The 21,174-nt window shown below is 58.4% G+C and carries 18 protein-coding genes; 13 read left to right on the top strand and 5 right to left on the bottom strand.

Annotated features, from left to right (window positions below):
• Window positions 1-4: 4 nt before the first annotated feature.
• Complete coding sequence (locus GT495_RS09060; protein ID WP_117862600.1) at window positions 5-253, top strand: hypothetical protein; 249 nt, start codon at window positions 5-7, stop codon at window positions 251-253.
• A gap of 587 nt (window positions 254-840) precedes the next feature.
• Here GT495_RS09060 and GT495_RS09055 read toward each other — a convergent pair.
• Complete coding sequence (locus GT495_RS09055) at window positions 841-2,499, bottom strand: hypothetical protein (protein WP_161162413.1); 1,659 nt, start codon at window positions 2,497-2,499, stop codon at window positions 841-843.
• Between the two features lie 109 nt (window positions 2,500-2,608).
• Here GT495_RS09055 and GT495_RS09050 point away from each other — a divergent pair, with 109 nt between their 5' ends.
• Together GT495_RS09050 and GT495_RS09045 are read left to right on the top strand one after the other, a co-directional pair.
• Window positions 2,609-2,935 carry a hypothetical protein gene (locus tag GT495_RS09050; RefSeq protein ID WP_118081498.1) on the top strand — a complete coding sequence of 109 codons (327 nt, stop codon included), beginning with the start codon at window positions 2,609-2,611 and terminating at the stop codon, window positions 2,933-2,935.
• The gene (locus GT495_RS09045; RefSeq protein ID WP_147350673.1) at window positions 2,907-3,584 is read left to right on the top strand and encodes a hypothetical protein; all 678 of its coding nucleotides are present in this window, start codon (window positions 2,907-2,909) and stop codon (window positions 3,582-3,584) included. The genes GT495_RS09050 and GT495_RS09045 overlap by 29 nt, the downstream gene beginning before the upstream one ends.
• Here GT495_RS09045 and GT495_RS09040 read toward each other — a convergent pair.
• Window positions 3,581-3,874, bottom strand: coding sequence for a hypothetical protein (locus GT495_RS09040; RefSeq protein ID WP_156598101.1), 294 nt, complete (start codon window positions 3,872-3,874; stop codon window positions 3,581-3,583). The two genes, GT495_RS09045 and GT495_RS09040, sit on opposite strands and share 4 nt — an antisense overlap.
• Before the next feature lie 28 nt (window positions 3,875-3,902).
• Here GT495_RS09040 and GT495_RS09035 point away from each other — a divergent pair, with 28 nt between their 5' ends.
• The 5 genes from GT495_RS09035 (at window position 3,903) to GT495_RS09015 (ending at window position 13,987) form a co-directional block, all read left to right on the top strand.
• On the top strand, window positions 3,903-7,835 hold the full coding sequence (locus tag GT495_RS09035) for a hypothetical protein (protein WP_161162412.1): 3,933 nt from the start codon (window positions 3,903-3,905) through the stop codon (window positions 7,833-7,835).
• Window positions 7,819-9,714: a hypothetical protein gene (locus GT495_RS09030; RefSeq protein WP_161162411.1), complete on the top strand. Its 1,896-nt coding sequence runs from the start codon at window positions 7,819-7,821 to the stop codon at window positions 9,712-9,714. The genes GT495_RS09035 and GT495_RS09030 overlap by 17 nt, the downstream gene beginning before the upstream one ends.
• A gap of 153 nt (window positions 9,715-9,867) precedes the next feature.
• The gene (locus GT495_RS09025) at window positions 9,868-10,062 is read left to right on the top strand and encodes a hypothetical protein (RefSeq protein WP_118081508.1); all 195 of its coding nucleotides are present in this window, start codon (window positions 9,868-9,870) and stop codon (window positions 10,060-10,062) included.
• A 119-nt stretch (window positions 10,063-10,181) separates the two neighbouring features.
• Window positions 10,182-13,532: a CAP domain-containing protein gene (locus GT495_RS09020; protein WP_161162410.1), complete on the top strand. Its 3,351-nt coding sequence runs from the start codon at window positions 10,182-10,184 to the stop codon at window positions 13,530-13,532.
• A gap of 98 nt (window positions 13,533-13,630) precedes the next feature.
• Window positions 13,631-13,987 carry a hypothetical protein gene (locus tag GT495_RS09015; RefSeq protein ID WP_161162699.1) on the top strand — a complete coding sequence of 119 codons (357 nt, stop codon included), beginning with the start codon at window positions 13,631-13,633 and terminating at the stop codon, window positions 13,985-13,987.
• On the opposite strand, the gene GT495_RS09010 is transcribed toward GT495_RS09015, so the two are convergent.
• A complete protein-coding gene (locus GT495_RS09010) occupies window positions 13,984-14,646 on the bottom strand; it encodes a GSU2403 family nucleotidyltransferase fold protein (RefSeq protein ID WP_161162408.1) in 663 nt (220 codons plus the stop codon). The two genes, GT495_RS09015 and GT495_RS09010, sit on opposite strands and share 4 nt — an antisense overlap.
• Window positions 14,636-14,947 carry a hypothetical protein gene (locus GT495_RS09005; RefSeq protein ID WP_156063301.1) on the bottom strand — a complete coding sequence of 104 codons (312 nt, stop codon included), beginning with the start codon at window positions 14,945-14,947 and terminating at the stop codon, window positions 14,636-14,638. The genes GT495_RS09010 and GT495_RS09005 overlap by 11 nt, the downstream gene beginning before the upstream one ends.
• Before the next feature lie 159 nt (window positions 14,948-15,106).
• On the opposite strand from GT495_RS09005, the gene GT495_RS09000 reads away from it, so the two are divergent.
• From GT495_RS09000 to GT495_RS08985, 4 genes are all read left to right on the top strand, one after another.
• On the top strand, window positions 15,107-15,346 hold the full coding sequence (locus tag GT495_RS09000) for a hypothetical protein (RefSeq protein WP_161162407.1): 240 nt from the start codon (window positions 15,107-15,109) through the stop codon (window positions 15,344-15,346).
• Between the two features lie 85 nt (window positions 15,347-15,431).
• Entirely contained in the window at window positions 15,432-16,187 is a 756-nt protein-coding gene (locus GT495_RS08995; protein ID WP_161162406.1) for a metallophosphoesterase, read from the top strand.
• 8 nt (window positions 16,188-16,195) lie between these two features.
• A complete protein-coding gene (locus GT495_RS08990) occupies window positions 16,196-16,834 on the top strand; it encodes a metallophosphoesterase (RefSeq protein ID WP_161162405.1) in 639 nt (212 codons plus the stop codon).
• The gene (locus tag GT495_RS08985; protein WP_161162404.1) at window positions 16,831-17,556 is read left to right on the top strand and encodes a metallophosphoesterase family protein; all 726 of its coding nucleotides are present in this window, start codon (window positions 16,831-16,833) and stop codon (window positions 17,554-17,556) included. Before GT495_RS08990 ends, GT495_RS08985 begins: the two co-directional genes overlap by 4 nt.
• A gap of 15 nt (window positions 17,557-17,571) precedes the next feature.
• Here GT495_RS08985 and gluQRS read toward each other — a convergent pair whose 3' ends face one another.
• Window positions 17,572-18,510, bottom strand: a complete 939-nt coding sequence (gluQRS, locus tag GT495_RS08980) for a tRNA glutamyl-Q(34) synthetase GluQRS (RefSeq protein WP_161162415.1) — start codon at window positions 18,508-18,510, stop codon at window positions 17,572-17,574.
• A 596-nt stretch (window positions 18,511-19,106) separates the two neighbouring features.
• Between gluQRS and GT495_RS08975 the strand changes: the two genes are divergently transcribed.
• Window positions 19,107-21,050 carry a DUF2207 domain-containing protein gene (locus GT495_RS08975; RefSeq protein ID WP_161162403.1) on the top strand — a complete coding sequence of 648 codons (1,944 nt, stop codon included), beginning with the start codon at window positions 19,107-19,109 and terminating at the stop codon, window positions 21,048-21,050.
• Window positions 21,051-21,174 lie beyond the last annotated feature (124 nt).

The following is a 21,174-nucleotide window of genomic DNA, read 5'->3' as shown; positions in this document are numbered from 1 at the left end:
ACGCATGAGGCCAATCGTCTACAACGGGGTTGACCTGTCGGGCGTGTGCTCTGCCGAGGTCATCGAGAAAGTTGCCCTGCCCGTGGAGGCGGAGACCCTGGCGGTGCCGAGGCGTGCCGGCGCACTGCTGGTGGCGGGGCGGCTGTCCCCCAGGCTAGTGCGGGCGCGGCTGTTCATGGACACCCGCCCGCGCCTTCAGGACGATGTTCGGCGACAGGGACGACGCAGCGGCGCTGCCACGTCGCGCAGGTAGCGGAGGAGGGTTGCTCCCAATGGCCCGCGGCGTCCGCGCCCCGGTGCCACCCCGTGACCGGCGGCTTCGCTCGAAGCCGCTACATCAGGCTCGTTCCCGCTTTTCCGGGTCATATCCCTTCGTATACACGGTAAAGCTAAGGCTATCTATCGTGCCGGTGCTGTAGACGCATGCGTCGGGCGCGCTCCGTGTGCCTTGGGCGGTCGGGTCGGTCGAGACACAATCGTCCCTATCTATTCCAAGCAATGGAATGGGCTTTGCCACCTGGTCGGCGCTATTAATTTGCGCAATGATCTCCAACAACTCGTATAACTTGATAAGCCATGAGCTGTATGGGTGCTCGCCGGGTCCCTTGTGCTTCAGCGTGCACTTTGATTGCGGGCTTTCGGCGAGCTGGCTCAAGCGTTCAAAAAGCGCCGGGTACTCGGCTTCGGGAAACTCGACTTGTACATACTGTATGCCATTGAGGATGAATCCGTACCACAGTACGGGGTATGGAAAACCGTTCCTATCTGGTCGCCTGATTTTTGTCCTGCAATTGGGCTGGTTGACGATAGACAGCCATGCCGCATAGAGCTCGTCGGAAATTAGGTCGCTCGCTTGGTATGTTGGGCCAAGACCATCGAGAACAAAATGCCAAGGCTGTCAAAATAGTGGGCACAATCCGTTAAACCCTTTTCGTATGCCGTGTCGGCTTTTCTCCGTATATTGAGTGCGACGTCGCGGGGTGATTTGCGACCAAGATGTTTTTTGGCGTTGTGCCGCGGGTTGCAATAGAGCTTGGTCGCCGCGTTATATCGATCGCAGTACTTGCTGTTAGGGCCGGTCGGAAAAAAGAGCGAACCACAGGTTTGGCATGTTATCGGCATAATGCCGCACAGCAGCAGCTCGTGGAGGATGCGGGCATAAAGGCTTGCAAAGGAACATTCCTCTTCGGTGAAGTAAAGCTCTCCTGCCTTTGCAATAACAGCTTGAAGCCTTACGAGCCTATTGAGGTTTTCCTGGTCGTTAAGCTCTGCATACGTATGGAAGTCTCCATTTGCGTAGATTTGGTTCTCGCGCATAGCCTCGAGATAGTTCTTGCGAAACGCCTGCATAAAGGGGGCGCTATTCATGCGTTTTATATCGCTCAAATGTTCTTCGAGCTTTTGAGCCGTTTCGTTTCCGGGCAAGTGCTTTTTGGCTGCGTATGCAAAAGCGTCGCCAAAGCGGATGATTGCCGGCAGCTGATTATCGAATAATCGAAATTGTCGCGGGTCGCTTGTTTTGATGGCGGCTGGGAAAAACTCTTCGTTTTGCGCGAGCAGGCTAGGTGCCTCGGTGTTTTTAAGCAGCGGGGCAAGCTCCAGACATTCCTGATAAAAAACAATGAGAAGCGCTCGAAAGAGATCGGTATTGGTGCAAACGCAAGCTGTTTCTATCTGCGAGTTGACCTTTGGATAGTTGTCTCTTGGATTGTCGCGTTTATACGGCACCGGTTCTGTTAGCCCGGTCTTGCCGTTGGTAGTTGTAATGTCCATGTCGTTCGACACGAGCTTGAGATAGGAGCTGAAGAGGGACGCCATTTCTTGCTTATTGAGTTGGGCCGATGTCGTGATCACCGCGCGGTACAGGCGGTTGATTTCGTTGCACTCAATAGCGTTGTTGTTCATCCAGCAGCTGTAATAGCGATAGTCGGGAATCGCTGTGATGTTCATGACACACTGCCTGCAGACATTTTCAAGGAGATACCTGGCCATGCCAGATATCTCTCCGTGTGCATGGCGCGTAATGGCTTTATCGAATATCGGAGCAAAGAAATCGAGGTCGCGTTCCTTTTGTTTTTGAAGGTTGACTTCGATTTCGGCTTCGTTCAATTCTGCTTGCGCGGACTCTTGGTCGGAATCGTCTGGATCGAGCCAGTCGTCATGGTCTGGTTCGGCTGCGTAGTCCATCGAAGCGTGTTGCGCATCGTGGGGAGCAGGGGGCTGACGAATGGCGTTCTGCAAATCGATGTAAAAGCGCAATTTTGCTCGCTCACGAAAGTGGCCCCCAATCTCGTTGAAAAGCGAGCTTAAGTCGACGCGTAATAGGTCGTTGGCTACGGAGACGAGATTCCATGCGCTTGCATTGCCGGTTGCGTTTCCGTCATCGGCGCAATCAATCTCTGGCGTTCTGTTAAGAAGAAGCATGCGGGGATTGACGGGAGAGCGAAGAAAGCCAGCCTCGAAACCCCAGCTAAACGGCTCTTTTTCGGAATCAAGCATTAATGCTCCAAACAGCCAAAATTTAAAACCCGATAAAAGTCATATTACGCGGCTGTTTGCGGCTGTTCAATGGAATCAAGCGAAAAGGCTTAAAACCAGGGAGGCCGTTATGTCCGATTGCATCAAGCTCAACAAAGGAAACATCGATGTATGCGAGCGCGAGGTTATCGTTCTTCGCGAGATCATCGCTGCCGCCATGGGTCGTTTGCACCAGATGCGCAAGCAGTGCGAGCGCGGCTATGTGTCTTCGGAGGATTTCGAGAATGCGTTGGATGCGTACGGAGTAATCAGTGAGCGAGTCGATGAGCTTGACCAGCTTGGTTTCGAGTTCAGATGGTCGTCAGTCCCCGATGCCGGAATCGATGAGAACGACGGGCTCGAATGGATCGAGGACGACAACCCTCCGCGTGAGCGCGGTTTTGATATTGCTTGTTAATGTGACCGAACGGTTGATTGGAGACAAAATGTATCCGTACTACGAATGTGACAACTATCCCATGAGCATTACAGATGATGACGGCCCGTTTCTGATCATGGAGGCGAGGCTGTCTGGCGACGACGAGCTCAATGATGATTTTAGGAAAGGCGCCAGTTATAGATGCTCGTGTGCGACTGTTTCTGCGGCGATTGATCTTTGCAGGTCGATGACGGACGGCGATGCCGATCCTTGGTATGAAAGTTGGGAGAAGGCGGTTGAGCGTTATCCGCTCGAGAAATGCGAGGATGCGACAACGCTGTATTGGATCGAGCCGACCGATCCGCACAAGGCGCTGTGCGCCCTCCAACCCCATTGCGATCTTGAGCCATACGTGGCTGAGGCAATTGGCGCAGTTGACACGTATCTACTGGAGTGCGCGGACTATCCCTTTACGGTCGATCATTTAGATCTAAAGGACGTTGACGTCCTGCTCAGCGCTGCTTGGGGATTGGCTCGAGTCCTCGAAGAAACTTGGGGCACTTGCGACCCTGATGATGTTTTGGAAAAGATCGAGGATGCTACGTACAGTGCGTATATAACGGTTAAGGACCTGATCGCGGGCGAAGAGGCGGCCAAAGCCAGCGCAAAGTCCGATGACAATCTTTAGCCACCGCACTGAACGGCGCGACCGATCGGAAGGCTGCCGGGAAAAGCTTTAGCAAGCGCCCCGACCAGGTTCAGGAGTCTGCCGCCGATGCATCCCTGATGCGTGTCGCCCTTGCAGTGATCGATGCCAAAGAGCGCGAGGCGTTGGAGTGCGATCTTAAGAAACTGCTCGCTTCGTGCGAGTAGTCGCTGACTGCTCCTCTTTCCTTTCTTTCTTCTCTCAAGCGGCATGGACGCCGCCGCCTTGACCGCCCAGCGCGAGTTTTGTCCGCACGGGATGGTATCAAACACGTGTAACAACTAAATCGGAGGTTTGACCATGGCTATGTGGGATCTCAACTGCCAATCGAATCCGTCGTCTGCGGACGACAAGGAGCTCGCTCCCTATCTTGCACGTCAAAAGGCGATGCGCGAGTTTTTTGAGCGTGCGCTGTTTGCCCCCAAGGATCAGGGCAACAATGGCCTGTACTTTTTGGGCGCCACGACGGGCTCGGGTAAAAACTATACGGCCGAGCAGGTCACAGCCGACCTCATCGCCGGTGGCTGGGACGATTCGGGCTGTTTTAACAAGTGCCCGGGCCGTCGTTACCTGGTGTTTGTGGTGCCGGGTAAGGACAACCGCGACAACTACGTTGCGAGCGTGCGCAAATTGCTGGTTGAACAGGGCATGGATGGCGATGCCGCGCAGCGCATGGTGTTCGATCTTCCGCGTGCGGGCGATAACATCCTGCATTGGATTGAGACTACGCGCGGTAAGGGCGCCGTGGGCGTGCGCGACATTCCGTGTCCCATCGAGGCGGACGACGAGAGCTCTCATCGCATCATTAAGCGAGCGTGGGGCAACGCGATGGAGATCGCCGATGACCTTTTGGGCATCCTTGACACTCGAAATCGTCTGGGAGGTGTTGCAGACCGTTTGACCCCCGCCCTTCGCGACAAGCTATCGTCGGCGGATGCGAGCTTGCGTTGGGCTGTGAGCCACGAGCTCAAAAACATCACGCGCGGCATGGAGGTGATCCCCCAGATTTGGCCGTCTGCCCTGCTCAATGACGAGAGCATACCGCATGTGATTGCCCTGACGCCGCAAAAGCTCATCAATAGGATCGATACAGTGACCGGTGCAGGCGTTGTGCTCTTTAACGCAATGGCTGCCGAGAAGGGCCTGTTTATCTTTGATGAAATCGACCACATGAAGGCCGACATACTGTCGACGCTGACAGACGATCCCGTGACGTTTCAACCGGACGAAGTATTGCGTATCCTCGATCGTCATTTTAACGGCGGTGTGGTGGACCCCTTGCTACTGGGGAATCGAGATCAATGGATGGCGGTCTATACGCACGCTTCCACGTCGGGCGATCACAAAGGGTCAAACGCCGAGAGGAACAGGGTTTCGCGGGCGAGCGTAGAGGAAGATGCCGAAGAAATCGCCAAGGATGCCAAGAAAATTCAAAAGGCACTCGCCTCTTGTATTAAGGACATGAAACTGCGTCCGCCTTTTGCGCTGTCTGACGAGGCGAAAGAAGAGCAGCTCTCCGGTCGACATCTGTTTGGCAGCGACGATATTTCGGTGGGCGACAACTCGGCGAATCCGTTGCGCTTCAAACTCAATGAGGGCGGTACTCGCAATATGATTATCACTCGCGGAGGGAGTGGGCAGCAAACCGTCAGCAAGGCGGTGCGTCGTGCACGCGGTCTGGTCAGGATGGTGGTGGGTCATCTCGCCCGTTGCGCCACGCTTATGGACAAGCTGTACTACGGCAGCATTTCGTACAAGGACGACCTTTCGCGCAAGAACATCATCGATGCCCTGGGCATTAGGAACAACCAGACCAGCGAGAAGTATTTTTGGGATTCGTTGATGCTGGCGCTGTTCTTTAAAGATCGCAAGAATGACGAGATCGATGCCGCCGACGACTCGATGTATGCGCGTGGTGTCGATTATCTAGTGATGGAAACCACCATCGAGCACATGTTTACCACGTACCTAACCAGCCACGGCATTGAGCGCATGCCCGAGGCCTACCTTGCCTCCATTGCCGCCAAAGCGCCTTGCGTGTGCATGAGCGCAACATGGAGTGCGCCGACCGTCAAAAACTTCAACCTCGATTACCTTGACGAGGTTCATGGCGTGGTTCGCAAGGACGCTTGGATTGGCGAGCTCAACCAGGAAATCGTGCGACAGACTAAGCTGTTTAACAAACAGGCTGCGAAGGAGTACGACGTCGATATTGCCTGGGTGGATGAGTCCAAGGAAATTGCCGGCATGGTCGCGCTGGCAGGCGGCGCCTTTGGCGGCATCATTGTGTCGCCCGACGAGGTGTACGAGCGCGCGATGCGGTTCTTTGACGGGATTGGCGTGAGTGAGGGACTTGCGGTGCGCTTGCGCTTAAAGATTGCTGACAGGGTGGGCGTGAGCGACGCCAAGAGCATCGAGTTTGAGCTGAAGCGCCTGAGCAAGACGCTTGTTGCCGTGAGTACTTGGGCCCGTGGTGTGGCGCGTAACGAGCAACGGGCGGGAGCCGTTTTTACCACGCGCCACATGGGAAACCATGGCGAATTCAATAGTCTGGCGCTGGATCTTGCGCGCGAGATTGTCGCGGAGCTGGTGATTAGAAACATCAAGTGCCCCGAGATGTCGTACGAGAAATCGCTTGAGGCCGCCAAGGACATGGTGCCGTGCTTTAACGCTGCGGAATGGGATGCAGGTTGGCGTGGCGCTCAAAAACGTCTCGAGCTGGGCCAGCTGACCCTGATGTTTATCAATCTTTCGGCCGGTGGCTTTTCCAAGAATCTCAAATACAAGGTGCCGGAGAATCTGTGCGACATGGTTCATCAGGTCGATTGCGGCTTTGAAAATGCCGACCGTCGCCCCAAGATGGATCTTGATTTCTTATATATCGAGTCGCCCACAAGTCGTTTGACCTGGGGAGTGGAGATCAACTCAAATAAGTTTGTCCAGCAGGCGCTACTTGGCGTGGTGGAGCAGGAGGAACTGGTAGCGCGCGGCGAGGTTCCGTTTACTCAAAAGCGCCGGAACGTACGGATGCTTCTATCTGGCGTTAATAAGAGCCTGCCGGTGCGCGACACCCTCTCTTATCAGGTCGAAGGCGCTCGCATTGTGGCACAGGCTGTGGGTCGCCTGATGCGCACGAGTGTAAAGATGCCTTGCGTGCAGGTACTGCTCGACCGCGAGATTGCGAACGATTGCAACTTTTCGTTCTTGCATGATTTGCCGATGGGCTACGAGCTTGAGCAGGTGGTTGGTGCCTGCGCCGCTGCCAACAACCATATGACGGACAACAAGGAACACGCTGCCGTTAAGCAGCAGAACCTTGCCGCCTTTAGGAACAACCTTGCCAAGCAAAAGCACGAAAAGCTGGCGTGGAAAGTTACCTCGCTAAACGCCGGGGACGAAGATCTCACTGCTTTTGATGGCGCGCGCGACTTTTACCTGCATCATTTTTGCCTGCCGTGGGAAGATCTCGCGCAATACCCAGAGCGCCGGAGTACCGCGCTGCGCATGTCGCATGCTGCAAATGGCTATGCCTATGCAGAAGGCGGGGCATGCAAGGTGCCGCACTTTGAATTCCCTAGCTACGATGGTGAGCCCGTCGAGCAGATTGCTGCTCGTCTGGAGGATCGTTGCCACTGCAAGGAGGGCTTAAAGGGCGCGACGGTTCGCCAGGTGAGCCAGGCGGCGGCGCGCGTACCCGAGCTGCTGTCAATTCGCGAAGTGCGTGAGCGTTGGTCGAGCGACGGGGTGCCCACAACGCTGCAGCCGGCGGCGACGGCGCACATGACGCCCTATATGTTCCAGGCGGTCTACCTGGGTGAGCTGGGAGAATCTGCCGGAAGGGCAATCTTTGAGGCATATTACGACGGCCGCTATTCGCTTACGCGTGGCGATGCGGCACACGCCGAGACAGGTGGCGACTTTGAGGTGCTCGATGCTGCTGGCAACACGACCGGGGTATGGATCGATTTTAAGCACTATCGCATCGGTGCCTATATCGCTTATGTTCGCGACGGTCGCGAGGCGTCGGATGCCGAGCGCTTTAGGGCGAAGGCTCAAAAGGTTGGGGCGAAACGCCTGCTAATCGTCAACGTTTTGGCTGATGAGGCAGCGCTTGAGTGCGTGCCCAAGGCACTCGATGCTGAGGGGACTGTGTTCTCCGTTCCTTATATGGCCGCCGACGGTGCAATCAATTTGGAGATGATGGAGGCGATCGGCCGTGCAATCGAAGCATAACCAGCCGTGCGGTTTGGGAGACATCGCCGTATCAGAGCTCGTGTTGCAGCTCGATGCCGCTGCTGCCGAGGAGCGCTACTCGGTCTTTTGGTGCAACGTCGGCGATGCGGGCAAGCATGCCGTGGCGAACTTTATGGCCGATGTGTGCCAGACGGGCAAGGTCGTCGCGCTCACGCAGCTTGCAGACAACCGCGTCTTTCTGATGGTCAAAGCGGGCGTGCAGACGGGCGACCTTAATGCCTCGCTTTATCAGGAGCAGATAGTTCCGATTAAAACTAATTGGAACGAGTTGGACGATTACGTTGCGCTCCGCTTGCTGTTCAACTCCTGCTCTCAGTTTGAGGGGATTGAGGACGAAGTTCCCAATGACACCGGGCACCTGTATGTCATTAGCGCCAAGGGTGCCCGCCGCGATGCTGTCGAAAGCGACGGAAGGGGACCTGCCAAGATCGAAACGGTTGAAATCGTTATCGATGAGGATTGCACCTTTGATCTTAAGATTCGGACGTTTACCAAGCGCCGTGTGCTTATTGGCAGGGCACAAGGTGACGAGAAAGAGCTCGAAAAGATTAAGAGCCAAGTGGGCTACAGGCTATCGCCCGTGGCGACGATGGTGCTTGCCCACGAACAAAAAGACGAGTACATCCTGCGCCGAGCCAAGGGCGACAAGCCGTCCAAGCGCCGTGATCTGACGTTCTCGGCCCAGGCGGACAAGGTCGCCTATACCAAGAAGGGCATTTTGTATCGAGAGCTGCAGATTCTCGAACGCCGTTACAGCGACTTCGCCCGGGTGACGCTCATGGAATACCCGCGTAAGAGTTTCTACGAGGTGCTCAAGGGTGATGAGTACGCGCGCGTGGTTGCGGAGCGCATGGCGGGGCAGCGAATCGTGGTGTCGTTTGCGCGCAATGGGCTTGCCGAAGTGGCGCGCCAGCTGGCCGATCGACTTAACGATTCCTCGTGGGGCGTTCGCGCAACGTATGGCGGAAGGGCCGTGGATTCGCGGGCGCTGAACCTTGTCGTTGTGCCCAATGAGGTTGCTGAGGACGACGGCTATGCCTTACATGCTGGCGTGGTGGAACAGCACGTGACACCGGATGTGTGCGAGCCACTGTTTAAGGTGGCGCCAAAGCAAAAGGATCGCAATGCGCAAGAGGCGATCCTGGGCGCCATGCTCAAAGAACTGCTGGTAAAGCAGGATGTTGTCGATGAGCGGGTGACGGCGTTTGATCTTGATGCTTTGGATATTGAGTCGGTGACGGTGTGTGGCTTGGTCGATGTGCCGCATAAAACAAAGGACAAGATTGAGCTGGATTCGCGTATCGCTACGTTGGCGATTGGCGCGGATGGGGGCATGCGCCATGCCTCACATTCGGCAGAGGATGGTCCCGAGGACGAGATGGAGCTCGATCTGCTGACCGCGGACGGCAAACTCGATAAGGGCGCCTATGTCTTTGACGTGCATGTGAACGGGCGGTCTATGCTTGCGCGCGTGCGGGATACGGGACTGACGACGTTTTCCAATAACTTTATGGCCCTGGTGGGTGAGCATCAGCTCACAGGCAAAGCAGGGCGTAAGAAAGAGATTTTCGAGAGCTACAACTCGCCTTATTACGGCATTGGAACGTTCGAGCGTGCGGGCAAGACTTGCTATTTTGTGGGCGTCAACAACGGCACCCAGGAGGATATGGCGACTGCGATTCACGTGCGTTCGATTGAGGTACTCGACGGCGATGATTTGTCTGAGTTGTTGGTTCAGCTGGCCAACATAGGCCTTTCGCGCTATAAGGCTCCGTCCGTGTGGCCGATTCCGGTCAAGTATCTCAACGAGTGCGCTGCGCGTGAGGGCGCGGTAGAGGATGGCGGTGGCGACAAGTGATGGTGTTGCGCAATTATCGCTCCTAGAACTTTTTGAAATTACGCTTGCATTGTAAAAGGGGAGAACATATACTGCAGCCATAGCACATCAGATGGGGTCTCAAAAAGAGACCAAGCAAACGAGTTTTCAGTTTATGTTGAGAGGTACTTGAGCATGACCAGCAGAATTTTCCCCCTTTACAACGACAATACCGACCATATCGATCTCAATACCATCTACGGTTGCAGTATTGGTTCTAAGGCCGAGAACTACATGTTCGCTCAAGATGATCTAGAGCTTAGCTCCGAAGATTATGAGTACCTGAATGATATTGAGCGCGAGCGGGAGTATGAGCTCGGCATCCGCTGATGGATGTGGGCTTGTCTCCAACTCCTCCGATTTAATTACCCCGTTATCACCTCTTTTTAGCGGGGCATATTGGATCGATTATGTGTCAAACATCAGCTCATCGTGGGAAGGAATCGGCAATGAGCAAGAACGTGAACAAGAACATCAATGGCGGCGCTGCGGGTAAGGCGAAGGCCGCCGGGCGTATGGCGACAGTTGCTGCGGCAACGATCGCCATGACGGGCGGGTCGCTGCTGTCTCCGCTGACTGCGGTGGCGCAGGGTGCGAACGGTGCCGACGCTACTGCGAAGCCGGCTGCGGTGCTGTCTCCGTTGACGAGCGCGGCTGCTGCTAGCGCTGGCGCGGGCACGGTGTCAGCGGTGCAGAAGGTCGCCAACCTGCAGGCTGCGGTCGATGCGGCTCGCGCTAAGGCCGCTGCTGCCAAGGCCGATTTGGATGCGGCCGCCGCTCCTTACGACGCCGCCGCTGCCAACCAGCAGCAGGCTCAGAGCGCCTACGATGCGGCCCGTGGCACAAGCGACGCTGCCGCTTCTGCAGCTTCGGCCGAGCTGGAGCAGCAGATGGGTGCCGCGCAGGACAAGGCCGATGCGGACGTGAAGGCGCTCGAGGACGCTCAAGCTGCACTCGATGCCGCAAAGAGGGATCTGACGGACAAGGGTGAAGCCCTGACCGCTGCCCAGAAGACCGCCGACGATGCCCAGGCTGCGCTCAAGTCCGCGCAGGCCGCTGCTGCCGATGCCACGCCCGAGGCTGTTGCCGCGGCTCAGGCCGCTGCCGAGCAGGCCGCGAGCGAGCTGGAGCAGGCAAAGCAGCAGGCCGCCGACGCGCAGGTCAGGCTTTCGAATGCCCAGGCTGGCGTTGATGCCGCCGCGGCCAAACAGCAGGACGCGCAAGGCAAGCTTTCGGCAGCTCAGCAGGCAAAGGATGCGGCCGATAAGGATGTGAATGCCGCTCAGGCGAGCTATGACGCCGCCAAGGCCGATCTCGACCGTGCCGAGCAGGGTGCCGCGGGCCCGGAGTACGAGGCTGCCAAGGCCAAGGTGGACGCCGCCGCTGCCGCGCTGGACGCCGCCAAGTCGGTCCAGGCGCAGCGCGAGGGCGAACTCGCTGCTGCCTCGCAGGAAGTGACCACTGCCGAGGGTGAGGTGCAGGCTGCTCAGCAGGCGCTCGCCGTCCAGCAGCAGGCTGCGGCTGACGCGCAGTCCAAGTTGGACGCTGCCACGGCTGCTGCGACCGCGGCAGACGCCGCCGTCGATCAGGCTAAGGCCGAGCATGCCAATGCGCTTGCGGCGCTGGCCGACGCTCAGGCCAAGCTCTCGGCCGCTAAGGACGAGAAGAACGCTGCCGACAAGGCGCTCGACCAGGCAAAGGCTCAAAAGCAGCAGGCCGATCAGGCTGTAGCTCAAGCGCAGGCCAAGCTCGACGCCGCTCAGGCTACGGCGAACGCCTCGGCGGAAAACTACCGCCAGGGCGCCATTGCGTTCTTTAAGAGCGTGGGTGCCGACGATGCGGCGGACCTGATTCTCAACTGCAAATATGCCAGCCTCACCAAGGTGGGCGAGGAGGTTGACGCGACGAGTCTGACCAACATGAAGCAAGCGATTGTGTGGCTCAAGGCGTGCAACAAGTATCGTGCGAGCGTTGGCCTGGGTGAGCTCAAGGTGACGTATGCCATGATGGCGACCGCGATTGCCGATGCGAATTTCTCCGATACCAAGACTGCGCACGCCATGCAGTTCAACGTGGGCGAAAACGTGGCGTGGAACTACGGAAGCGACCCGTTCATCCAGTGGGTCGATCAGGAGAAGGCCGTCTTTGACCGCGCTGCGGCTACGCTGGGAGCGACGGGCCTTACGGGAAAGGCTGCTTTTGATTTCTACGAGCAGCATGGCGACGAAATCGATCGCTACGTGGCTGCGCATGGCGGGAGCGTGCATACAGTCGGTCACTACATGAATGTGATCGATCCCGATTACACCGTAACGGGTATGGGGGTTTGCACGCGCGGGACGATGAACCGTTGGCTTACGCAGGCGCAGACGTTCTCTATGTCTGGAGGATGGTACACGAATGCCGCCAATCCGATGACGGTTGCCGAATACGAGGCTGCGCTTAATGCGTGGTGTGACTCGTTGGCAAATCCTGGGCAGGGCGTGGACGCGGCTCGTCAGGAGCTTTCTGCCGCTCAGGGCGCGGCTGCGCAGGCTGGCGGCAAGGTGAGCGCCGCGTCGCAGGCCGCCGCTGCAAGGCAGGCTCAAGTCGATGCTGCTGCCGCCGATGTTGGCGCTGCTGCCGCTGGGGCCTCGGATGCCCAGGCTGCCGTGGGGGAGAAGCAGGCCGCGGCTGAGGCCGCTGCGCGTGCCGTGGCTGATGCCCGCGCCGACGTGGACGCTGCCAGCGCTGCGGTTACCGCGGCGCAGAGTGTCGTGACTGCCAAGTCTGATGAACTCGATGTCGCCAAGGGCAAGGCTGCCGCTGCCCGGCGTGCGCTGGATGCCGCTCGCGCCGGCGTTGGCGACAAGGAGAGCGCGCTTGCTGCCGCCCAGGACGAGCTGGCTGCGTACTCTGCCGACGTTGCCGCTGCTCAGCGTGCATTTGATGCGGCCTCGGCGGTGCTCGAGGGGGCGCGTGCCGTTCAGGCTGACGCGCAGGCTGCAGTGAATGCCGCGCAGGGTGCGGCAGGCCAGGCAGATGCCGACGTCGCTGCTGCCCAGGCCGAGCTTGTTGCCGCCCAGGCTGCTGCGAGCGGTGCCGGCACGGCTGTGACCGCGGCTCAGGCCGCATCCGTCGCGGCTGCTGCTCGTGCGGCTCAGCTACATGATGCCGCCGCGGCGCTTGCTCAGGCGACGGAGGACAAGGCCGCTGCCGATGCTGCTGTTGAGGCAGCGGCTTCGGCGAAGACCGATGCCGAGTCTGGCGTGACTGCGGCGGACGACGCCGTAACGGATGCGACCGCTGATCGCGATGCTTCTGCCGCCGCGGTTGCCCGCCTGCGCAGGATCAACCTTGCCGACGCCATCGCTAGCGGCCGTGCCAACGATGCGGATGAGGCGCTCAACGCTAAGATCGCTGCGGCCCACGATGCCGTCGAGCGCGCCGCAGCTGCCAAGATTGAGCTCGACGCTGCCGTTGCTGCGACGGATGCTGTGGCACCTGCCTACTTGGAGGCGCTTGCCAACTATACCGCCGCCAAGGGCGAGCTCGACCAGGCTATTGCCGAGCTCAACGCCGAGATTGCCCGCCAGGAAGCCGCCGAGCGCGGGAATGACGAGCAGACTCAGCCTGCGACGCAGGTGACGTACCAGGCCAAGCACATGACCTCGGCGTCCGAGGCCACCACGCAGCAGACGACGATGCCCGCCACGGGCGACGTGTCCAACCTGCTGGGCGAGACCTTCGTAATCGGTGGCACGGTCCTGGTGGCCGCCGGCGTCTTCCTCTCCGGCAAGCGCCGCCAACTGATCCGTTAGGGATGGAGGAAAACGGATCATTTTCGGCGCGCGCTGTGGGGACATGGGCTCTGCGGCGCACGCCGCTTTTATTTTCAAGGTTAATTAAGGAGGGACATGTGCAAATTAGAGGAGAGGCCGCGATTGCCTGCGGGTTCATGGCGGGTTTGGCAACGGGACTGCTGTTCGATGGATGTTTCGACAGCTATATCAATCGATTCCGCGACCCTGGTTTTTCGAGAAGTAGGCTCCAAGAACCGGAGCCAGTCTGTCAAAAGATGGCCACGCCGGCCAAGCCCTACAGCGTGGATACTTCAAAAATCAAGGTAATCGTCACCAAGAACGGCAAAATCTATCACCGCTCTGCGGGATGTAAAAGCCTTCCTCAAAACGCACTTAAAACAAGCGTGCCATTAGCAACCGCACTCAAACGAGGCAAGACGCCCTGCCCAGCCTGTTGCCCACCAGTGGTTTAGACGATTTCCAAGATACGCGTTGCAACGCCATAGGTTTCTGCAAACGTACGGACCCTTGCTTTCTCTTTTTTAGATAGCGAGCTGAATATCTTATTTAGCTTTTCTTCGTCTAGCAGCGGAAGCATGTTTTCCACGGCATGGGCGTCCTTCTCGGCCTTTTTGCCCCGTTCGCTGTTGATTATCATCTTGTGAATCGCATAGGCCTCGGGTATCGGAACGGTTACAACGTGGCTCAAACAGCGAACGTTGATGGTGTTTTTCAGAATGACGTCCATATGCCATAGCGCTTGGGCCGTCACCCCGATGTTCGTCTTGAGAGCAGGCTCTTTTCCCTCACCCATTTTTCTGATGAGAAATTCAACTTCAAGGCCGGTGATATCTAGCAACTTTGTTGTTCCCGTCATGCGATCGGATTCGACAAAGAAACCTCGTTCTTTTGCAAGGGCGGTCAGGCGCGCCGCCGGGCTGGGGCGTCGCAGGTTTCGAACGAGGAAGTCGACATCCATTGTTTTGATATTTGGGCAAAAGCCTGGAAGTACATCGGCTTCTCTGTAGGCAAATTCCGCCCAAGACCCGATGAGGACAACGTGGTCTATGCATCCTGCTTCCTCGATCAGGTCAAGTACTTTTGAGAAAGCGTGTTGCTGCTCAGTCGGCATTCGGCACCCTTCCCAGCGCACGTATGATTTGCTTTTGAGATTGCTTCTGTTCTCTGATGGCGGTCACAAGAGCCCTTCGGCGTTCGATTTTGGCTCGCAGCTCATCAACCTCTGCAGCAGGGACATAGTCGCTTTTAACCTTGTCGCCGACTCGATAGTTGAGGTAGCAGTATTCGTGGCCCTTTATGTTTCGCATGCGGATACTGCCTTTTGGAAGGAGGCCAATTTCCTGCTCCATGAGGCCCAAGAGACGGATTGAGCGTGCGTACTCCTCTTCTAGGACATCTTCTAAGACGGACATGGCACCTCCCTTCTGAGTAGTTACCCTACATTTTATCAAATACACTTATTTGTAGGGTAACTAATATGTGTCCGCACGGCATGTGACACTTAATCTGCCGTCCAGCCCTGTCGCGGCGGCATGCATCTGAACAACGATCCTCTAAGGAGTACGATATCGATGAGTGACAACACCAAGCATCTCGCAAAGAAGTGCGTCAAGGACGCGGGGCCGTGTCTCGCACTGTGCCTTGCCGGCGTGGCGGTCGGGCTGCTGGCTGTTCTGGGGCCATTCGACGTGCTCCAAAGTGCCAGTTCCCTGCACGTCATCATCGCCCTTGCCGGCGCCATGATGACCGGCGGCGTGCTCGATCTGATTTTTTGGGTATTTGACCCGTTTGGATGGAAGAACGAGGGGTAAGCCCTAAGGGATGCAGATGCCGGGGCCGGCCTGCAATTTCTGCCATCGATTTGTCCAGAGTCGCACAGCGCGGAGGTGTTGCTTGATGTCCATTTTCGTTACCGGAGACGTTCACGGTATCGCCGAGTATGGGGCGAGTCGCTTCTCATCGCGCGCTTGGCCATTGGGCCGAACGCTGGCGCGCGATGACGTGGTGATCGTTGCCGGCGACTTTGGCTTTATATGGAGCGGCTCGAACACCGACAAATACTGGCTCGATTGGTTTGAGTCCAAGCCCTGGACCACGTGTTTTGTCGACGGCAATCACGAGAACCATCATCTGCTGGCGGGGCTGCCGATGCGAGGGTGGAATGGGGGCCTCGTTCACGAGGCTCGCCCGCACGTGCTGCACCTGATGCGCGGCGAGGTATTCGACATTGCGGGGAGCACGGTGCTCGCCATGGGCGGCGCCGCGAGCCATGACAAACAGTGGCGTCGGGAGGGAAAGACTTGGTGGCCCGAGGAAATGCCGAGTGAGAGCGAGATGAGCCATTGCCGCGCCTCGCTCGATCGCGTGGGCTGGAAGGTCGACTACGTTGTGACTCACGAAGCGCCGGTCGATTTGGCGGACGAGCTGTGCATGGAGCGCAATCGCGAGTTCTACGACGATTCGCTGCAGGCCTTTTTGGGCGAGCTCGACGGGCGGATCGACTACCGCACCTGGTTCTTCGGCCATTACCATGACGATGAATGGCGTGATGACAAGCATCGCCTTATCTACCAAGATATCGTGCCGATCGAAGCACGGCGCCCCGACGGATTTGGCGAGGCAACGAGCATTTATTCCGAGCAAGAGCGTTAGGAGGCCCCGTGATCTGGTTTACCAGTGATACCCACTTTGGACACGAGAACATGCTACGGCTTAGCGATAGGCCTTGGTCGACCGTTGCGCAGATGAACGAGGCCATGGTCGCCAACATTAATAGCAAGGTCGCTGTGGATGACGAGCTCTACATCTTGGGCGACTTTAGCTTTAAGATGACGGTCCAAGATGCCTACGAGCTGCGCAAAAGCATTGTCTGCAAGCGTGTCCATCTGCTGCCCGGCAACCACGACAAAGACTGGACGCAGCCTGCGGTGGCGGATGCTTTTATCGTCGAGGCGCCCATTTGCGTGCTCAAGATCGACCGCCAAAAAATCGTACTGAGCCACTATCCCATGGTCGACTGGCAGGGTATGTCGCACGGCGGCTGGCATTTGCACGGGCATATCCACAGCTGCGGCGGCGCGTACAACAAGTTCAACCTTCGGCAGGGGCTGCTGCGCTATGACGTGGGCGTGGATGCCAACGGCTATACCCCGGTGAGTCTAGAGGAGCTCAAGTTGTTGTTTGCGCAGGTCGAGGAGCCGGTGTGTTGCGTTAAGTGGCCTTGGTGGGTCAACGTCACGGACGATGAACAGGTCGAGCGCGATCTCGAAGCCTATAAGAGGGAAGTGGTAATCCGATGACGGTCTATGTGACGGGCGATGTTCACGGCGGTCTCGACATGCAAAAGCTGCGCGATTGGGAGCTTGGGGATAGCCTGACGGGCGACGACTATCTGATTGTCGCTGGCGACTTTGGCTTTCCCTGGGATTTCTCTGCCGAGGAATGTGCCGATATCGCTTGGCTGGAGTCGCGCCCCTATACCGTGCTGTTCGTCGACGGCAACCACGAGTGTTTCGACCATTGGGCAGAGCGTCCCATGGAGTTGTGGCACGGTGGGCTGACGCAGCGCCTGTCGGATACCTCCCCCATACGGCGCCTGACGCGCGGCGAGGTTTTTGAGCTCGACGGCCCAACGGTCTTTACCATGGGCGGCGCCACGAGCGTGGACAAGGAATACCGCATTCCGTATTCCAGCTGGTGGCCGCAGGAGTTGCCGGACGAGCGCAACTTTGAGGAGGCTCGGACAAAGCTCGACAGCGTGGGCTGGAAGGTCGACTACGTGGTCATCCACACCTGCTCTACGCGCATGCTTTCGCCCACGCTCTATCCGGCGCCCGGCTGGAATTGCCCCGCCGTCGATCGACTTACGGCATTTTTCGACGAGTTGGAAGACCGCTTGGATTACAAGCACTGGTACTACGGGCATTTTCATCGGGATGCCAACCCGGCCGAGCGCCACACCGTGCTCTACGACTGCATCGTTCGCCTGGGCGACGAGCTTATGCCCTGGGATGTTGCGTAGCGGCGATGCGTTTGGCTACTCGACCGTTACAGTGATGTTCTCCCGATGCGCGCGGATAACATCCCAGCTAAAGTGCTCGACCAGCTGCTCGGCAGAGCGCGGTGTGGTGTCCGGCGCGATGCCCGTTTGTCCGGCGAGCCATCCCAGCAGTGCCTCGGGCGCGCCAAAGCGGGCGCGTAGTTCGCCCAGGTCCAGATCGCGGTTGCGCTTGGAAAGGCGGCGGCCATCCGGCGATATGATCAGCGGAATGTGCGCATAGCGCGGCGTGGGAAGTCCCAGCAGATGCTGCAGGTAGATTTGGCGGGGCGTGGAGCCCAGCAAGTCGCATCCGCGCACGACCTCGGTGACGCCCATGGCGGCGTCGTCGACCACCACAGCCAGCTGGTAGGCAAAAACACCGTCGCTGCGGCGCACCAAAAAGTCACCGCACTCGGTGGCGAGTGCCTCGCATTGGGCGCCGTACGTGCGGTCCACGAATTCGACCACATCGTCGGCGAGGTCATCTACGGTGGGCACGCGCAGACGCGTGGCCGGGGCGCGCAGGGCGCTGCGGCGAGCGATCTCTTTGGCAGAAAGGTTTCGGCAGGAGCCGCGGTAGATGGGCGTGCCGTCGCTGGCGTGCGGTGCGCTTGCGGCGTGGAGCTCGGCGCGCGTGCAAAAGCAGGGATAGGTGAGACCGGTGTCTTGCAGCTGGCGCAAGGCGCTCTCGTATAGGTCGAGGCGATCGTGCTGGTAGTAGGGGCCTTCGTTCCACTCGAGTCCCAGCCAGGCCAGGTCGTCAATCAATTGAGCGGCAAGTTCCGGGCGCTTGCAGCGATCGTCCAGGTCCTCGATGCGCAACACGATGCTGCCGCCCTGGCTGCGGGCCGAAAGCCACGCGCACAGGCAGCTGAACACGTTGCCCAGGTGCATGCGGCCCGAGGGCGACGGGGCAAAGCGGCCCATGACGTGCATGGGAACGGAGGCGGGCTGCGTCGTTGGCGCGTCCGCGGCGGGCGTTGCTATGTTGCGTGCTTTGATGTCCATGCGGACGAGTATAGCGCGGGGTGGGGTGGGGGAGGCGTCGTCGATGCTCGCAAGTTGCCGAGGCCGCGTGTTGTGCTCGACGGGCACCGACTCAACATCTCGATTACCGCCCGCAAGCTTAGCCCCTTCAACCCCTCAAACGACAGAAACCCCGGCAGCTCTTCGCAACTGCCGGGGTTTCCGCGGAAAAGGGGGACATGATCCTCGAGCGAACGGCAAAGGGGCAAACCGTTTTCGCTCGACTGTTTTATGCCCCTTGCTCGCGGACTCAATCAGTGTGCGCCGCAGCAACACAAAGCCGCTACACCTGTGACGGAGCTGTGAAGTGGTATCTATCGTTGGTGCGGGCCATGCCAAAGAGTGTCCCTAATGACTAGTCATTTAAGAACGTACCCAATGACTAGCTGCTGGCGGCGGGCGTGACTTTCATCCCATTTGGCGCTTCGGTCGCCTAGATATTCGTCATGCGCGTCCGCAAACGTGGGACAATGGCGCTGTTGGTTTTACAGACAAAGGATGTGCCTATGAACGCCCCCGTTGCCAAGACCTGTCGGCAGCGCCGCCTATTCGCGCGATTCGCTTCCGTCTGCGTGCTCGCCGCGCTTGCGTTGTTGCTGCTGCCTGCCGCCGCGCACGCCGACGGCTACTCCATGAGCCAAACCCACATCGGCGCCACGGTCGAGGCCGATGGCTCGCTGACCGTTGTCGAGAGACGCCAGTTTGATTTCGATGACGACATCAACGGCGTGTTTTGGGAGATCAATACGGGCTCCAACCAGCAGGGAGGCGCGGCGGGCGTCAATGTGCTTAGCGTCGAGGAAGATGGCACCGCGTTTAACAGAGTCGATTATGCAAACAAGGGCGACAGCGGTGTCTATACGGTTGAGCAGTCCGACGGCGGCGTAAAGATCAAGGTTTTCAGTCCCCACGAGAGCGGCGACAGCGCGATTTATTACGTGAGCTACACCATGACCGGTGCGGTCATGAACTGGTCCGATACCGCCGAACTCTACTGGAAGTTTGTGGGCGACGGCTGGTCGGCGGATTCCGACGATGTTGAGATGGAAGTCCACTTCGCAAACGCTGCCGCGGGGACCCCGGCAACCAAGGGTGACAACTTCCGCGCGTGGGGCCACGGTCCGCTCACGGGCAACGTATCGCTCGACACGGACGAGCCTATGGTTACCTATACCATTCCCTGCGTGCACGAGGGTGAGTTTGCCGAGGCGCGCATCGCCTTCCCCAGCGACTGGGTGCCGCAGCTCGCCGCCTCAAGCGAGAAGCGCATGCCGACAATCCTGAGCGAGGAGAAGGCGTGGGCCGACGAAGCTAACGCCCGCCGCGCCCGCGCGCGCATGATTGCCAGTGCACTTGCCGTGCTAAGTGTTGTCGCGGCGGTGGCCTTTACCGGCACAATCGTTGTGCTCAAGCTGCGCCACCGCAAGCCCAAGCCGCTTTTCCAGGACGAATATTTTCGCGATGTGCCTTCGGCCGACCATCCCGCCGTGCTTTCGGCCCTCATGAGCTGGAACGAGGTACCCGATCGGGCATATATCGCCACGCTCATGAAGCTCACTGACGACCGTGTGATCAAGCTGGAGCAGGCGACCGTGACCAAGCCCAAGAAGGGTCTGTTGGGGCGCGAAAAAGAGGAGCAGACGTATCGTGTGACGGTGAGCGATACGGGCTGGGAGTCGGCCAAGGGCATTGACCGCACGGTTCTCAAGATCTTCTTTGCCGGCGCTAAGCCCGACGAGAACGGTGATCGCTCGCGCACGTTTGACGAGCTGCGGCACTACGTCAAGCAGCACGCCACACCCGTGGGCGACAAACTCGAGGACTATCAGAACACCGTTAAGGGCAAGCTGGCCGATAGCGAGTACGTTGCCTCGGACGGCATTGTCGCAATGGTGTTTTGCCTGGTTCTTGGTATTCTGATCGCCTTTGTTCCCGTGGGATCCATCTTCTTTACCGACGGCGCGCAGGCGAACATTATCGCTGCGGTTATCTCGGTGCCCATCGTGCTGGTGGGTATTGGCGTGGGCCTTACGTTCCGCCGCTTTACGCCGGAGGGCGCCGAGGTGACGGCTCGCTGCAAGGCACTTAAGCATTGGCTTGAGGACTTCACGCGTCTAAAGGAAGCCGTCCCCGGTGATCTGGTCCTGTGGAATAAACTTCTGGTGATGGGTGCGGCACTGGGCGTTTCGAAGGAAGTCCTGCGTCAGCTTGCCGAGGCTGTTCCTCCCGAGGTGCGCGAGGCCGACGGTTTCTACGACAATTACCCCTGCTACTGGTGGTACTACCATCACTACGGAAATCAGTCCCCGCTCGATTCGTTCGATGACGTGTATCACGAGAGCATCCGTGAGCTGGCTTCGGGTTCCGATAGCTCGAGCGGCGGCGGAGGCGGTGGCTTCTCTGGCGGCGGAGGCGGCGGCGTCGGCGGAGGCGGCGGCGGAACGTTCTAGCGAGCGCTTGCCTTGGGATGGACCTTTCTGGGCGGTTGCCTGAGAAGGGTTGATTTCCGATCTCAGCCGAACACATTGAGCAAATAGGCCGTTCCCGCAGTTAGCCGAACGCCCCCGCGGCCCC

The sequence above is a fragment of the Collinsella sp. BIOML-A6 genome, assembly GCF_009875845.1.
Taxonomy (GTDB): Bacteria; Actinomycetota; Coriobacteriia; order Coriobacteriales; family Coriobacteriaceae; genus Collinsella; species Collinsella aerofaciens_H.
The sequence above is the reverse complement of the archived record's forward strand: the minus strand, read 5'-3'. Positions and strand labels throughout refer to the sequence as shown.

Bases quoted from the DNA above. Each gene is read 5' to 3' on its own strand.
- GT495_RS09060 (WP_117862600.1), top strand. From the start codon at position 5: ATGAGGCCAATCGTCTACAACGGGGTTGACCTGTCGGGCGTGTGCTCT.
- GT495_RS09055 (WP_161162413.1), bottom strand. From the start codon at position 2,499: ATGCTTGATTCCGAAAAAGAGCCGTTTAGCTGGGGTTTCGAGGCTGGC.
- GT495_RS09050 (WP_118081498.1), top strand. From the start codon at position 2,609: ATGTCCGATTGCATCAAGCTCAACAAAGGAAACATCGATGTATGCGAG.
- GT495_RS09035 (WP_161162412.1), top strand. From the start codon at position 3,903: ATGGCTATGTGGGATCTCAACTGCCAATCGAATCCGTCGTCTGCGGAC.
- GT495_RS09025 (WP_118081508.1), top strand. From the start codon at position 9,868: ATGACCAGCAGAATTTTCCCCCTTTACAACGACAATACCGACCATATC.
- GT495_RS09020 (WP_161162410.1), top strand. From the start codon at position 10,182: ATGAGCAAGAACGTGAACAAGAACATCAATGGCGGCGCTGCGGGTAAG.
- GT495_RS09010 (WP_161162408.1), bottom strand. From the start codon at position 14,646: ATGCCGACTGAGCAGCAACACGCTTTCTCAAAAGTACTTGACCTGATC.
- GT495_RS09005 (WP_156063301.1), bottom strand. From the start codon at position 14,947: ATGTCCGTCTTAGAAGATGTCCTAGAAGAGGAGTACGCACGCTCAATC.
- GT495_RS09000 (WP_161162407.1), top strand. From the start codon at position 15,107: ATGAGTGACAACACCAAGCATCTCGCAAAGAAGTGCGTCAAGGACGCG.
- GT495_RS08995 (WP_161162406.1), top strand. From the start codon at position 15,432: ATGTCCATTTTCGTTACCGGAGACGTTCACGGTATCGCCGAGTATGGG.
- GT495_RS08985 (WP_161162404.1), top strand. From the start codon at position 16,831: ATGACGGTCTATGTGACGGGCGATGTTCACGGCGGTCTCGACATGCAA.
- gluQRS (WP_161162415.1), bottom strand. From the start codon at position 18,510: ATGCACGTCATGGGCCGCTTTGCCCCGTCGCCCTCGGGCCGCATGCAC.
- GT495_RS08975 (WP_161162403.1), top strand. From the start codon at position 19,107: ATGAACGCCCCCGTTGCCAAGACCTGTCGGCAGCGCCGCCTATTCGCG.